This is a genomic window from Acinetobacter sp. BEC1-S18-ESBL-01, assembly GCF_014169935.1.
GTDB classification, from domain to species: Bacteria; Pseudomonadota; Gammaproteobacteria; order Pseudomonadales; family Moraxellaceae; genus Acinetobacter; species Acinetobacter pittii.
The window spans coordinates 3,219,063-3,233,272 of the sequence record NZ_AP022302.1 but is presented as its reverse complement, the minus strand read 5'-3'; the positions used below and the strand labels follow the sequence as shown (position 1 = coordinate 3,233,272).

Sequence of the window (14,210 nt, the reverse complement as noted above, 5' to 3'; positions counted from 1 at the left end):
TGAAGAACAACTTGTGTGGATTTTTACTGATTGATTAATCGAAATAATTTTCATTAATTGATTGGTTTAAATTACTCGAAGTTTATTTGAGCGAAATTTAAGTCAGTAATTGATGAGCCAGAATTGGCACCTTGTCTTTAATAAGGTGCAAAATGATTTTAACTGAAGAGTTTGATCATGGCTCAGATTGAACGCTGGCGGCAGGCTTAACACATGCAAGTCGAGCGGAGAGAGGTAGCTTGCTACTGATCTTAGCGGCGGACGGGTGAGTAATGCTTAGGAATCTGCCTATTAGTGGGGGACAACATTTCGAAAGGAATGCTAATACCGCATACGTCCTACGGGAGAAAGCAGGGGATCTTCGGACCTTGCGCTAATAGATGAGCCTAAGTCGGATTAGCTAGTTGGTGGGGTAAAGGCCTACCAAGGCGACGATCTGTAGCGGGTCTGAGAGGATGATCCGCCACACTGGGACTGAGACACGGCCCAGACTCCTACGGGAGGCAGCAGTGGGGAATATTGGACAATGGGCGCAAGCCTGATCCAGCCATGCCGCGTGTGTGAAGAAGGCCTTATGGTTGTAAAGCACTTTAAGCGAGGAGGAGGCTACTTTAGTTAATACCTAGAGATAGTGGACGTTACTCGCAGAATAAGCACCGGCTAACTCTGTGCCAGCAGCCGCGGTAATACAGAGGGTGCAAGCGTTAATCGGATTTACTGGGCGTAAAGCGCGCGTAGGCGGCTAATTAAGTCAAATGTGAAATCCCCGAGCTTAACTTGGGAATTGCATTCGATACTGGTTAGCTAGAGTGTGGGAGAGGATGGTAGAATTCCAGGTGTAGCGGTGAAATGCGTAGAGATCTGGAGGAATACCGATGGCGAAGGCAGCCATCTGGCCTAACACTGACGCTGAGGTGCGAAAGCATGGGGAGCAAACAGGATTAGATACCCTGGTAGTCCATGCCGTAAACGATGTCTACTAGCCGTTGGGGCCTTTGAGGCTTTAGTGGCGCAGCTAACGCGATAAGTAGACCGCCTGGGGAGTACGGTCGCAAGACTAAAACTCAAATGAATTGACGGGGGCCCGCACAAGCGGTGGAGCATGTGGTTTAATTCGATGCAACGCGAAGAACCTTACCTGGCCTTGACATAGTAAGAACTTTCCAGAGATGGATTGGTGCCTTCGGGAACTTACATACAGGTGCTGCATGGCTGTCGTCAGCTCGTGTCGTGAGATGTTGGGTTAAGTCCCGCAACGAGCGCAACCCTTTTCCTTATTTGCCAGCGAGTAATGTCGGGAACTTTAAGGATACTGCCAGTGACAAACTGGAGGAAGGCGGGGACGACGTCAAGTCATCATGGCCCTTACGGCCAGGGCTACACACGTGCTACAATGGTCGGTACAAAGGGTTGCTACCTAGCGATAGGATGCTAATCTCAAAAAGCCGATCGTAGTCCGGATTGGAGTCTGCAACTCGACTCCATGAAGTCGGAATCGCTAGTAATCGCGGATCAGAATGCCGCGGTGAATACGTTCCCGGGCCTTGTACACACCGCCCGTCACACCATGGGAGTTTGTTGCACCAGAAGTAGCTAGCCTAACTGCAAAGAGGGCGGTTACCACGGTGTGGCCGATGACTGGGGTGAAGTCGTAACAAGGTAGCCGTAGGGGAACCTGCGGCTGGATCACCTCCTTAACGAAAGATTGACGATTGGTAAGAATCCACAACAAGTTGTTCTTCATAGATGTATCTGAGGGTCTGTAGCTCAGTTGGTTAGAGCACACGCTTGATAAGCGTGGGGTCACAAGTTCAAGTCTTGTCAGACCCACCATGACTTTGACTGGTTGAAGTTATAGATAAAAGATACATGACTGATGATGTAAGCTGGGGACTTAGCTTAGTTGGTAGAGCGCCTGCTTTGCACGCAGGAGGTCAGGAGTTCGACTCTCCTAGTCTCCACCAGAACTTAAGAGAAGTTCGGATTACAGAAATTAGTAAATAGAGATTTAGATCTTGGTTTATTAACTTCTGTGATTTAAGTATCACGGTATTAAGCATGACCTGACGAAGGCATGTTTATTCATTAACAGATTGGCAAAATTGAGTCTGAAATAAATTGTTCACTCAAGAGTTTAGATTAAGCAATTAATCTAGATGAATTGAGAACTAGCAAATTAACTGAATCAAGCGTTTTGGTATATGAATTTAGATTGAAGCTGTACAGTGTTTAAGTACACAGACAACAGATAGTAGCGATGAAGAATCGCACGGACAACACTCACTTGTAGGTGTTGACGACTGTTTGGGGTTGTATAGTCAAGTAATTAAGTGCATGTGGTGGATGCCTTGGCAGTCAGAGGCGATGAAAGACGTGATAGCCTGCGAAAAGCTCCGGGGAGGCGGCAAATATCCTTTGATCCGGAGATTTCTGAATGGGGGAACCCACCTACTTTAAGGTAGGTATTGCAACATGAATACATAGTGTTGCAAGGCGAACGAGGGGAAGTGAAACATCTCAGTACCCTTAGGAAAAGAAATCAATTGAGATTCCCTCAGTAGCGGCGAGCGAACGGGGATCAGCCCATTAAGTTATGTGTGTTTTAGTGGAACGCTCTGGGAAGTGCGAACGTAGAGGGTGATATTCCCGTACACGAAAGGGCACACATAATGATGACGAGTAGGGCGAGGCACGTGAAACCTTGTCTGAATATGGGGGGACCATCCTCCAAGGCTAAATACTCCTGACTGACCGATAGTGAACCAGTACCGTGAGGGAAAGGCGAAAAGAACCCCTGTGAGGGGAGTGAAATAGATCCTGAAACCGCATGCATACAAGCAGTGGGAGCACCTTCGTGGTGTGACTGCGTACCTTTTGTATAATGGGTCAGCGACTTATATTCAGTAGCGAGGTTAACCGTATAGGGGAGCCGTAGAGAAATCGAGTCTTAATAGGGCGTTTAGTTGCTGGGTATAGACCCGAAACCAGGCGATCTATCCATGAGCAGGTTGAAGGTTGGGTAACACTAACTGGAGGACCGAACCCACTGTCGTTGAAAAGCCAGGGGATGACTTGTGGATAGGGGTGAAAGGCTAATCAAGCCTGGTGATAGCTGGTTCTCCCCGAAAGCTATTTAGGTAGCGCCTCGGACGAATACCATAGGGGGTAGAGCACTGTTTCGGCTAGGGGGTCATCCCGACTTACCAAACCGATGCAAACTCCGAATACCTATGAGTACTATCCGGGAGACAGACTGCGGGTGCTAACGTCCGTAGTCAAGAGGAAAACAATCCAGACCGCCAGCTAAGGCCCCAAAATCATAGTTAAGTGGGAAACGATGTGGGAAGGCATAGACAGCTAGGAGGTTGGCTTAGAAGCAGCCACCCTTTAAAGAAAGCGTAATAGCTCACTAGTCGAGTCGGCCTGCGCGGAAGATGTAACGGGGCTAAAATTATGTGCCGAAGCTGCGGATTTGACATTAGTCAAGTGGTAGGGGAGCGTTCTGTAAGCCGATGAAGGTGTATTGAGAAGTATGCTGGAGGTATCAGAAGTGCGAATGCTGACGTGAGTAACGACAAAACGGGTGAAAAACCCGTTCGCCGAAAGACCAAGGGTTCCAGTCCAACGTTAATCGGGGCTGGGTGAGTCGACCCCTAAGGCGAGGCCGAAAGGCGTAGTCGATGGGAAATTGGTTAATATTCCAATACTTCTGTGTAATGCGATGAGAGGACGGAGAAGGTTAAGTCAGCCTGGCGTTGGTTGTCCAGGTGGAAGGATGTAGGTATGTATCTTAGGCAAATCCGGGGTACTCTATACTGAGATCCGATAGCAAGCTGTACTTGTACAGTGAAGTGGCTGATACCATGCTTCCAGGAAAAGTCTCTAAGCTTCAGTTACACAGGAATCGTACCCGAAACCGACACAGGTGGTCAGGTCGAGTAGACCAAGGCGCTTGAGAGAACTCTGCTGAAGGAACTAGGCAAAATGGTACCGTAACTTCGGGAGAAGGTACGCTGTTGTTGGTGATGGAACTTGCTTCCTGAGCTGACGACAGCCGCAGAAACCAGGCCGCTGCAACTGTTTATTAAAAACATAGCACTCTGCAAACACGAAAGTGGACGTATAGGGTGTGATGCCTGCCCGGTGCTGGAAGGTTAATTGATGGGGTTAGCGTAAGCGAAGCTCTTGATCGAAGCCCCAGTAAACGGCGGCCGTAACTATAACGGTCCTAAGGTAGCGAAATTCCTTGTCGGGTAAGTTCCGACCTGCACGAATGGCATAATGATGGCGGCGCTGTCTCCAGCAGAGGCTCAGTGAAATCGAAATCGCTGTGAAGATGCAGTGTACCCGCGGCTAGACGGAAAGACCCCGTGAACCTTTACTGCAGCTTGACACTGAACTTTGACCTTACTTGTGTAGGATAGGTGGGAGGCTTTGAAGTTGGAACGCTAGTTCCAATGGAGCCGTCCTTGAAATACCACCCTGGTAATGTTGAGGTTCTAACTCTGTCCCGTTATCCGGGACGAGGACCGTGTCTGGTGGGTAGTTTGACTGGGGCGGTCTCCTCCTAAAGAGTAACGGAGGAGTACGAAGGTGCGCTCAGCGTGGTCGGAAATCACGCGTAGAGTATAAAGGCAAAAGCGCGCTTAACTGCGAGACCCACAAGTCGAGCAGGTACGAAAGTAGGTCTTAGTGATCCGGTGGTTCTGTATGGAAGGGCCATCGCTCAACGGATAAAAGGTACTCTGGGGATAACAGGCTGATACCGCCCAAGAGTTCATATCGACGGCGGTGTTTGGCACCTCGATGTCGGCTCATCTCATCCTGGGGCTGAAGCAGGTCCCAAGGGTATGGCTGTTCGCCATTTAAAGAGGTACGCGAGCTGGGTTTAGAACGTCGTGAGACAGTTCGGTCCCTATCTACCGTGGGCGCTGGAAATTTGAGAGGATCTGCTCCTAGTACGAGAGGACCAGAGTGGACGAACCTCTGGTGTACCGGTTGTGACGCCAGTCGCATCGCCGGGTAGCTATGTTCGGAAGGGATAACCGCTGAAAGCATCTAAGCGGGAAGCCTACCTCAAGATAAGATTTCCCTAGGAATTTATTCCTCTAAAGAGCCGTTCGAGACTAGGACGTTGATAGGTTGGATGTGGAAGCATAGTGATATGTGAAGCTGACCAATACTAATTGCTCGTGAGGCTTGACTATACAACACCCAAGCAGTTGTATATGAAGCATCAATCGATTCATAAACATGCAAAGCAACTTGATTTAGTTATACTACTAGCTAAAATGAACAACGAAAAATCAGATTCAATCAGCCCATCTGTCAAGATTTGGAAAACGCAACGTATCACACAGTGAATAAAACGAAGCAAGTATCCATACCAGTTGTGCTGGCGACCATAGCAAGAGTGAACCACCTGATCCCTTCCCGAACTCAGAAGTGAAACCTCTTAGCGCTGATGGTAGTGTGGGGTTACCCATGTGAGAGTAAGTCATCGCCAGCTCATTATTCTAAACACCCCCGTTCTAATGAATGGGGGTGTTTTTTTATCGGGGGAGAAAAAATATATGTGTGGGGGAATAAATATGAAATAGTAAGCTATGAGTTGAAATCTTTAAATTTAATAGAAAAAACTATACAACCGAAGAGTAATCAATTAAACAAAATTAAAAGAGGGCTAGATTCTCCTAATTAACTTTTTATAACAAGATTTCGCGTCTGACATCATATGGGAACTATGTTTGATAGAATTAATTTAATAAGATTATTTTTATAATTGGAAAAATCTCTTTTTTCTTCTACAAATTTCAGTTGGATATGTATGACAAATAGAGACTATATGTTATAAATATTGAATAGGCATGATTTTTGCTTGTTTTATGGAAAATGAAATATATGAAATTATCTGTTGGATTGAAAGTAGCGAATTCTCTATCGTTAACACCTCAATTGCAGCAGGCGATTCGTTTGTTACAACTCTCTAGTTTAGAGCTTGAACAGGAAATTCAGATTCAACTAGATAGTAATCCTTTACTTGAAAAAATAGAAGAAGAATCACTAACGGAGAGTCTGGCTGCATTAGAAAATAAAGAATCGGATGACTTAACGACTGAGCTAAATGCAGATCATTTGCCTGATGATTTACCCGTTGATACTGAGTGGGATGATGTTTATAGCCATCAATCAACGGCTTTGGCTACTCCAGAATTTGAAGAGCGAGAAGATAATCGCCAAGTTCAATTATCGCTAAAGGAACATATTCTAGAACAAGTTAATCTTTTGCATTTTTCTAAAATAGATCAATTAATTGCTTATTGTATTGTTGATGCATTAGATGATAAAGGGTTTTTAGATGCTGAAATTGAAGAAATAATTTTAGCGGCACAACAATTATTGAATGAAATGGATATTGAGGAAGAGATCGAAGAAGATGAGGTTTTAGTTGTCTTAAAACACATTCAACGACTTGATCCTTTAGGGATCGGTTCGCGTAATTTAGCGGAATGTTTAAAAATACAGCTAGAGTTTCTGCCCAAAGATGTTGAATATCTAAATGAGGCAAAAAATCTATTACAGTATTATGAGCTTTTGATAGCCAATGATCTTAATAAATTACTCAAACAAACTGGTTTAACGAAAGACCAATTAAAGTTTGCAATCAATCTTTTAAAAACGTTAAAACCTTATCCTGGTATGGATTTTGATAAGCAAGAATCTGATTATCAAATTCCCGATGTAGTAGTTTCAAAAAAAGATTTACATTGGCAGGTTCAGCTAAACCCAGATGTACTTCCTAAATTAAGAATTAATTCTTTTTACTCTAGTATGATTCGTAGAGCAGATCAGAGTGAGGATAATTTATATTTACGTAACCAGATGCTTGAGGCGAAAAACTTTATTAAAAGTATTGATGAAAGGCATAAAACGTTATTAAAAGTAGCTTCTTGTATCGTAGATCATCAAAAAGCTTTTTTGGAAATAGGCCCGGAAGCGATGAAGCCGCTAGTTCTTCGAGACGTGGCAGAAGAAGTCGAATTGCATGAATCTACAGTTTCTCGTGTAACTACAAATAAATATATGCTTACGCCTCGTGGTCTATTTGAGTTGAAATATTTTTTCTCTAGCCATGTAGGAACAACAGCAGGGGGAGAGGCATCTTCCACCGCAATTCGGGCAATGATTAAGAAACTAGTCGCCAACGAAAATCCACGTAAGCCTTTGTCAGATAATGTAATTGCTACATTGTTAAAGGATGAGGGAATTGAAGTGGCTCGAAGAACGGTCGCAAAATATCGAGAATCGTTACATATTCCTTCGTCGTCTGAAAGAAAAGTCTTGATCTGAATTTTGAAGTATGGCTATTCTAGAGATTCATTATGACGAAATAATGAAATTTCATTTTCACCAAGAGAGTAACTAAAATGGTTTAATTGTTCTAAGTTTTCTTTTTGATAGCATTAAATCGTTTTAGTTCTTCTTTAGATAACCTAAAAAAGGTGAGGGATAGAATTATGCAAATAACGATTCGTGGACATCATTTAGCAATTACACCAGCTATAGAAGAAAATATTAAATCAAAATTTAATCAGTTAACAAAACACTTAGATCAGGTGAATAGTATGCAGATTAAATTAACAAAAGATCATCAAATTGATAAGCGCTCTCATAAAGGTAGTTCGAACCATGTTGCAGAGGCTATTGTAAGATTGCCGGGAATTGAGTTGTTTGCTCAGGCAACTGCTGATGATATGTATACTTCAATTAAAAAACTAACTGAAAAATTAAAAAAACAATTATTAAAATATCGGAAAATGCAGTGCACTTATTCGCAAGTTGCTGTTTCTATTTAATAAGTTTTATATAGTTGAAAGAGGCTTGAAACATAGCCTCTTTTTTATTGATAAAATATAAACACGTACTGAATTCTTTGAAAAAGTTATAGTAAAATACTTCGTTTTACACCTTAGGTTGTGTCAGAGGTCTTTGCAATGAATAGTGAACAGCTCACTCAAATTTTAAAAGAAGCTTTCCCTGAAGCGGAAGTAGCGGTGAGCGGACAGGCCGGAAAATTTGACCTCCGTATTGTGGATGATCAATTTGACGGTAAGCGTACTGTTGCTCGCCAACAATTAGTTTATGCACCATTAAATACTTATATTGCAAGTGGCGAAGTTCACGCGGTAACAATTCGTGCAATGACCAAAGATGAATGGCGTAAAGCAAGCCTTTTCGGAGCTTAAATATTAATGGATAAATTTTTAATTACGGGTGGTGTTAAGCTCGACGGGGAAGTGCGCATTTCTGGTGCTAAAAATGCAGCTTTACCATTACTTGCTGCAACTATTCTTGCAGACTCTCCAATTACGATCACTAATGTTCCAAATCTTAAAGATGTAAATACTTTGGTCAAGTTGATTGGTGGTTTAGGGGTTACAATCGGCTATGAAAATGACACAGTAAAAGCTGATACCTCTACTTTAGATAATCAGTTTGCTCCTTATGAGCTAGTAAAAACAATGCGTGCCTCAATTTTGGTTTTAGGACCATTATTAGCGCGTTACGGTAATGCGAAAGTTTCTTTACCAGGTGGTTGTGCAATTGGATCACGTCCAGTTGATCAACATTTAAAAGCTTTAGAAGCTTTAGGTGCACATATTGAAGTTGAAAATGGTTATGTCCATGCTTCAGTTGAAGGTCGTTTAAAAGGTGGCGAAGTTGTTTTTGATATGGTTACCGTTGGCGGTACTGAAAACATCTTGATGGCTGCTGCACTAGCTGATGGTGTTACGACTATTCGTAATGCAGCTCGTGAGCCTGAGATCACTGACCTTGCTCAAATGCTCATTAAAATGGGCGCTAAGATTGAAGGACTTGATACTGATACTCTTGTTGTAACTGGAGTAGAAAGTTTGCATGGCTGTGAATATGCTGTGGTAGCTGATCGTATCGAAACGGGATCTTATTTGGCAGCTGCGGCAATTACGGGCGGTCGTGTCAAAACTACACATACCGACCCTGCATTACTTGAATCTGTTTTGGATAAGTTTGAAGAAATGGGTGCCGAAGTCACTCGTGGTGATGACTGGATCGAACTTGATATGTTAGGCAAACGCCCTAAAGCTGTAAGTTTTAGAACTTTGCCACATCCAGAGTTTCCAACAGATATGCAAGCTCAGCTTATGGCTGTAAATGCTATTGGTCGTGGATTTGCAACTATCTCTGAAACGATTTTTGAAAATCGTTTTATGCATGTTCCTGAATTGTCACGCATGGGTGCTAATATTCAGGTTGAAGGTCATGATGCTGTCGTGACTGGAGTAGAAACTTTACAGGCTGCACCTGTAATGGCAACAGATTTGCGTGCTTCGTTCTCTCTAGTTTTGGCAGCTTTAGTGGCAGAAGGAGATACCTTAATTGACCGTATCTACCATATTGACCGTGGTTATGAGCATGTCGAAGAGAAACTTCAAGGTTTAGGTGCCAAAATTAAGCGAGTAAGTTAATGAATGATGTAAGAAACGATGATCCTAATTTTGATGTGATGGGCAATTTTGATCATGGTTTGACCTTGGCACTCAGTAAAGGACGTATCTTAAAAGAGACGTTACCTTTACTAGCTACAGCGGGTATTAATTTGCTCGAAGATCCGGAAAAGTCCCGCAAACTGATTTTTCCTACTACGCATAAGCAAGTACGTATTTTGATTTTACGTGCATCTGATGTGCCTACCTATGTAGAAAATGGCGCAGCAGATTTAGGTGTAGCAGGCAAAGATGTGTTGATGGAACATGGCGCTCAGCATGTATATGAGCTACTTGACCTGAAAATCGCTAAGTGTAAATTAATGACTGCTGGTAAAGTGGGAATGGAACGTCCAAAAGGCCGTTTAAAAATTGCCACGAAATACATCAATCTTACACGTCAGTATTATGCAAGCTTAGGTGAGCAAGTCGATGTGATCAAACTCTATGGTTCTATGGAGTTAGCGCCTTTGGTGGGTTTGGGTGATTACATTGTCGATGTGGTCGACACTGGTAATACGCTAAGAGCGAATGGTCTTGAGCCATTAGAGGAAATTTGCAAAGTTTCTTCACGTTTAATTGTAAATAAAGCTAGTTTTAAACGTAAGCAAACTCTATTAAATCCAATCATTTCACAGCTTGAGCAAGCTGTTCAATCACGTTAAAAGCAATTTCCCATCATGCTTTTGTGATAGTTGCTTCAGATGATGCCCACAAGCGCTTAGAAAAAGAGTAAACTTGGTTTTTCTTTTTCGCCTTGTGGGTAAATTGATGCGACGTTTATCGACTCAAGATCAGAACTTCAAACAGGTTTTTGCTGAGCTTTTAGCATTTGAAACTGTAAATGATCTTAATTTAGTGCAAACAGTAGATCAAATTATTGCTGATGTTCGTCAGCATGGTGATGATCATGTTTTAAAGCTTACTCAACAGTTCGATCGACATCCTGCGCATCAATTTTCAGATTTAGAATTATCTCAACAACAACTTAAAACTGCTTTTGATAATTTAAGCCCAGAAATTCGTGATGCTCTAGAGTTAGCAGCAAAGCGTATTCGTTCATTTCATGAAGCTCAGAAACAAGAGAGCTGGACTTATATAGATGATTTGGGTAATACATTAGGACAAAAAGTCACACCTCTAGACAGTGTGGGTATTTACGTACCAGGTGGTTTAGCCTCTTATCCGTCTTCAGTTTTAATGAATGCAGTGCCAGCCCATGTTGCTGGTGTACCTGAAATTATTATGGTTGTTCCTGCACCAAACGGTGAACTAAATCCATTGGTTCTAGCTGCGGCTTACCTTGCAGGAGTGAGTCGAGTATTCACTATTGGGGGAGCTCAAGCTGTAGCAGCGCTTGCTTATGGTACTCAGACCATTCCACCTGTAGATAAAATTACTGGCCCTGGAAATCGTTTTGTGGCAGCTGCCAAACGCGCTGTATTTGGTCAGGTCGGTATTGATATGATTGCTGGACCTTCTGAAATTTTAGTATATGCAGAAGGTGAAAATAATGCAGATTGGTTAGCTATGGATGTTTTATCTCAGGCTGAACATGACACAGTTGCTCAAGCTATTTTCATTACTCCTGATGAAGCTTTGCTTAATGCGGTAGAGTTGGCAATTGAAAAGCATTTAAATGAATTGCCAAAGGCAGACATTGCGAGAACTTCGATTGAAAACCGTGGTGCTTTGGTATTAGTAAAGGACCGTGCAGAAGCAATTGATTTGATTAATCAAGTTGCACCAGAACATTTGGAACTTTGCTTAGATGATGCCGAGGCTATGAGTGAAGATATTCGCCATGCTGGAGCAATTTTCATGGGGCGCTATACACCTGAAGCAATTGGTGACTATTGTGCAGGCCCAAACCATGTATTACCGACCTCTGGAACTGCTCGTTTTTCTTCTCCACTAGGTGTTTATGATTTCCAAAAACGTTCGAGCTTAATTATGTGTTCGAAAGATGGAGTCAAATCGTTAGCTAAGACAGCAGATATATTGGCTGTTCAAGAGAACTTAGATGCCCATGCACGCTCAGCTCGCTATCGTTATCAATAAGCTTATAAACCTTGTAGTTTTTTAATTATTACTCAGGGCTGGTTTTCAGCCCTTTTTGAGATAAGACCATGACTTTATCTACAGCACAAATGCGCTTTTGGAGTCCAGAAGTTCGTGAGTTAGAGCCGTACGTTCCTGGCGAACAGCCTAAAATTCAGAATTTATTGAAACTCAACACAAATGAAAATCCATATCCGCCATCACCCAAAGTAGTTGAAGCAGTTCAAGCTGTTTTAACTCATCAGGCTGATGCATTGCGTTTATATCCAGACCCAGATGCTACGGCATTAAAACATGCGATTGCTAAGCAACAGAATATTGACGTTTCACAAGTTTTTGTTGGTAATGGCTCAGATGAAGTACTTGCTCATATTTTTAAAGCATTTTTTCTTCAAGATGAACCAATTCTTTATCCAGATATCACTTATAGCTTTTATCCAGTTTATAGTCAGTTTTTTGGTACAAAGACTAAAGAAATCCCACTCAATGATAATTTTGAGATAGAAGTTAAAGATTATGTGCAACCAAATGGTGGGGTTATTATTACAAACCCTAATGCTCCAACAAGTATTGCACTAGGCTTAGCAGAAATCGAACAAATTTTAAAAGCTAATCCAGATCGAGTGGTTGTCATTGATGAGGCTTATGTTGATTTTGGTGCAGAATCAGCGGTGAGTTTAGTAAATCGCTATGAGAATCTGGTTGTGTGCCAAACAACTTCAAAATCTCGCTCTCTTGCGGGTTTACGCGTTGGCTTCGCGATTGCTCAGTCTCATTTAATTGCTGCACTTGAAGCTGTCAAAAATAGCTTTAACTCATATCCTATTGATCGTTTTGCAATTGCAGCAGCGGTAGCCTCTTTTGAAGATCAAACTTATTTTGAAGAACAATGTCAAAAAGTTATTTCTAGTCGTGAAAAGCTAGTAGATGAATTAACTACTTTGGGCTTTAAAGTTTTACCTTCTAAAGCAAACTTTATTTTTGCTTCACATCCATCGCATGATGCAGGTCAGCTTGCACAGCAATTACGTGAGCAGGGCATTATTGTGCGCTATTTCAATAAGCCTCGTATTAATCAATTCTTGCGAATAACTGTAGGAACTGATGAGCAAAATGAGCGTTTAGTACAGACATTAAAAGAAGATATTCTCTAAATTTTACTCTGCTGTGCTGTTCATCAAGTTCAGCATAGCAGAGACTTTATCAAGACTTTCTTGATATTCTGCTTCTGCATTTGATGCAATCGTAATACCACCACCTGCCCATAAAGAAAGCTGATTCTGATATTGTTGAAAACTACGGATAAGAATATTCCAGCGACCGGTTCCATCAAAATTGAAGTAACCCAATGTTCCGCAATATGCGCCTCTTGCTGATTCTTCTAACTCTTCAATGATCTGCATTGCCCGAATTTTGGGAGCACCTGTGATTGAGCCTCCGGGTAAGGCTGAAAGCAACATTTGCATAGGATTGATATCATCTTTAAGAGTGGCAACGATCTCGCTTACCATGTGATGTACTTGATTAAAACTTTCAATCTCGAATAGTTTTGTTGTTTTGACAGATCCTGTATTGGCATAAATGCTCAAATCATTACGTAATAAATCGACAATCATCACATTTTCTGCTTGGTCTTTTTGAGAGTTTTTTAAGGTTTGTTTAGAAATAAAATCTTTTTCTGCATTCTTATAGCGAGGCATTGTGCCTTTAATAGGTCTAGTTTTAATTTGTTTATTTTGATTAAATTCGATGAAAAGCTCGGGGGAACAACTTAATAATTCAAAATTATCTAACTTTAAATAGCCTGCATATGGTGCATTAGTAAGATTCCATAAATCTGCTGCTTTATTTAATAAAGATCCTTTGAAATCAGCTTTAAATTCTTGGGTTAAATTAATTTGATAGCAATCACCAGCTTTAATATATTCTTGTATTTTATTAAAAGCATCAAAATATTGTTTTTTAGACCATCTTGGCTGAATAGTAGTTTTTAATTCAAATATATTTTTAGAATGATTAGAAATAGAATTCTCTATTCTATTTTCAATATATGAGAATAGCTCAAGTGCATCTGATTCATCACTAAAAAAATACCAATCATTATCTATATATTTTAAAAAAGAGCGATATTGTCCTAAGAATAAAGAGGGCTGTATGTGGTTTCGTATGTCAATAAACTGATGAGCAGAAAAATCATAACTGATAAAACCAATATAACCTCCTGTAAAACTTGTCGTAGATTTAATATTTCCTTGTGAATTATTCTCTTTAAATTGGGTAAAGTCTATTAAGTGATTTAATTTTGATATATTTCTATATTCATTAAAATTTTGATGATGAAACTCTAAATAACTTTCATCTTGAAAAAGAATATATTTTTGAGGAAGAAATCCAATAATTGGATTGTTATTGTCATTTAAATAAATAAGCCCAGTTAACCCGTGTAACTTTTTTAAAATATCGGCAGCACTTTTACCATGTAAAGAGATTTTTTTCTTTAACTGAGACATTTTTAAATAAGGTAGTGGTTAATGAGAGAACATAGTTTACTACAAGTCATAGTTCATCAGGAGGAAGAGTTTTAATTGGAAAGTTTTTTGCTGATAAAACAAGCACAATTAC

General features: G+C 41.1%; 8 protein-coding genes, 2 tRNA genes and 3 rRNA genes. 12 read left to right on the top strand and 1 reads right to left on the bottom strand.

Going from position 1 to position 14,210, the window contains the following annotated elements:
- Window positions 1-159 precede the first annotated feature (159 nt).
- The 12 genes from H7R46_RS15385 to hisC all read left to right on the top strand — a co-directional run bounded on the left by H7R46_RS15385 (window position 160) and on the right by hisC (window position 12,742).
- Window positions 160-1,697, top strand: a 16S ribosomal RNA gene (locus H7R46_RS15385).
- 59 nt (window positions 1,698-1,756) lie between these two features.
- Window positions 1,757-1,833 (top strand) — tRNA-Ile (locus H7R46_RS15380).
- A 55-nt stretch (window positions 1,834-1,888) separates the two neighbouring features.
- Window positions 1,889-1,964 (top strand) — tRNA-Ala (locus tag H7R46_RS15375).
- Window positions 1,965-2,316: 352 nt separating this feature from the next.
- Window positions 2,317-5,207, top strand: a 23S ribosomal RNA gene (locus H7R46_RS15370).
- Between the two features lie 187 nt (window positions 5,208-5,394).
- Window positions 5,395-5,509 (top strand): 5S ribosomal RNA (gene rrf / locus H7R46_RS15365).
- The 16S, 23S and 5S rRNA genes sit together here with 2 tRNA genes alongside, the layout of an rRNA operon.
- A 392-nt stretch (window positions 5,510-5,901) precedes the next feature.
- The gene (locus H7R46_RS15360) at window positions 5,902-7,350 is read left to right on the top strand and encodes an RNA polymerase factor sigma-54 (RefSeq protein WP_025469867.1); all 1,449 of its coding nucleotides are present in this window, start codon (window positions 5,902-5,904) and stop codon (window positions 7,348-7,350) included.
- 167 nt (window positions 7,351-7,517) lie between these two features.
- Window positions 7,518-7,856 carry a ribosome hibernation-promoting factor, HPF/YfiA family gene (gene hpf, locus H7R46_RS15355; protein WP_005071251.1) on the top strand — a complete coding sequence of 113 codons (339 nt, stop codon included), beginning with the start codon at window positions 7,518-7,520 and terminating at the stop codon, window positions 7,854-7,856.
- A gap of 138 nt (window positions 7,857-7,994) precedes the next feature.
- Window positions 7,995-8,246 (top strand): BolA family iron metabolism protein IbaG, encoded by a 252-nt coding sequence (ibaG, locus tag H7R46_RS15350; protein WP_002115399.1) that lies wholly within the window; start codon window positions 7,995-7,997, stop codon window positions 8,244-8,246.
- A 6-nt stretch (window positions 8,247-8,252) separates the two neighbouring features.
- Complete coding sequence (murA, locus tag H7R46_RS15345) at window positions 8,253-9,509, top strand: UDP-N-acetylglucosamine 1-carboxyvinyltransferase (RefSeq protein WP_002115380.1); 1,257 nt, start codon at window positions 8,253-8,255, stop codon at window positions 9,507-9,509.
- Complete coding sequence (gene hisG, locus H7R46_RS15340) at window positions 9,509-10,192, top strand: ATP phosphoribosyltransferase (RefSeq protein WP_086260810.1); 684 nt, start codon at window positions 9,509-9,511, stop codon at window positions 10,190-10,192. The genes murA and hisG overlap by 1 nt, the downstream gene beginning before the upstream one ends.
- A gap of 106 nt (window positions 10,193-10,298) precedes the next feature.
- Window positions 10,299-11,588 carry a histidinol dehydrogenase gene (gene hisD / locus H7R46_RS15335; protein ID WP_025469866.1) on the top strand — a complete coding sequence of 430 codons (1,290 nt, stop codon included), beginning with the start codon at window positions 10,299-10,301 and terminating at the stop codon, window positions 11,586-11,588.
- A gap of 68 nt (window positions 11,589-11,656) precedes the next feature.
- Entirely contained in the window at window positions 11,657-12,742 is a 1,086-nt protein-coding gene (hisC, locus tag H7R46_RS15330; protein WP_005071244.1) for a histidinol-phosphate transaminase, read from the top strand.
- Window positions 12,743-12,745: 3 nt separating this feature from the next.
- On the opposite strand, the gene H7R46_RS15325 is transcribed toward hisC, so the two are convergent.
- Window positions 12,746-14,098 (bottom strand): anthranilate synthase component I family protein, encoded by a 1,353-nt coding sequence (locus H7R46_RS15325; RefSeq protein WP_005071242.1) that lies wholly within the window; start codon window positions 14,096-14,098, stop codon window positions 12,746-12,748.
- Between the last annotated feature and the right edge of the window lie 112 nt (window positions 14,099-14,210).

Coding starts and splice junctions, on each gene's coding strand:
- hisD (WP_025469866.1), top strand. CDS start 10,299: ATGCGACGTTTATCGACTCAAGATCAGAACTTCAAACAGGTTTTTGCT.
- ibaG (WP_002115399.1), top strand. CDS start 7,995: ATGAATAGTGAACAGCTCACTCAAATTTTAAAAGAAGCTTTCCCTGAA.
- murA (WP_002115380.1), top strand. CDS start 8,253: ATGGATAAATTTTTAATTACGGGTGGTGTTAAGCTCGACGGGGAAGTG.
- H7R46_RS15325 (WP_005071242.1), bottom strand. CDS start 14,098: ATGTCTCAGTTAAAGAAAAAAATCTCTTTACATGGTAAAAGTGCTGCC.
- hpf (WP_005071251.1), top strand. CDS start 7,518: ATGCAAATAACGATTCGTGGACATCATTTAGCAATTACACCAGCTATA.
- hisG (WP_086260810.1), top strand. CDS start 9,509: ATGAATGATGTAAGAAACGATGATCCTAATTTTGATGTGATGGGCAAT.
- H7R46_RS15360 (WP_025469867.1), top strand. CDS start 5,902: ATGAAATTATCTGTTGGATTGAAAGTAGCGAATTCTCTATCGTTAACA.
- hisC (WP_005071244.1), top strand. CDS start 11,657: ATGACTTTATCTACAGCACAAATGCGCTTTTGGAGTCCAGAAGTTCGT.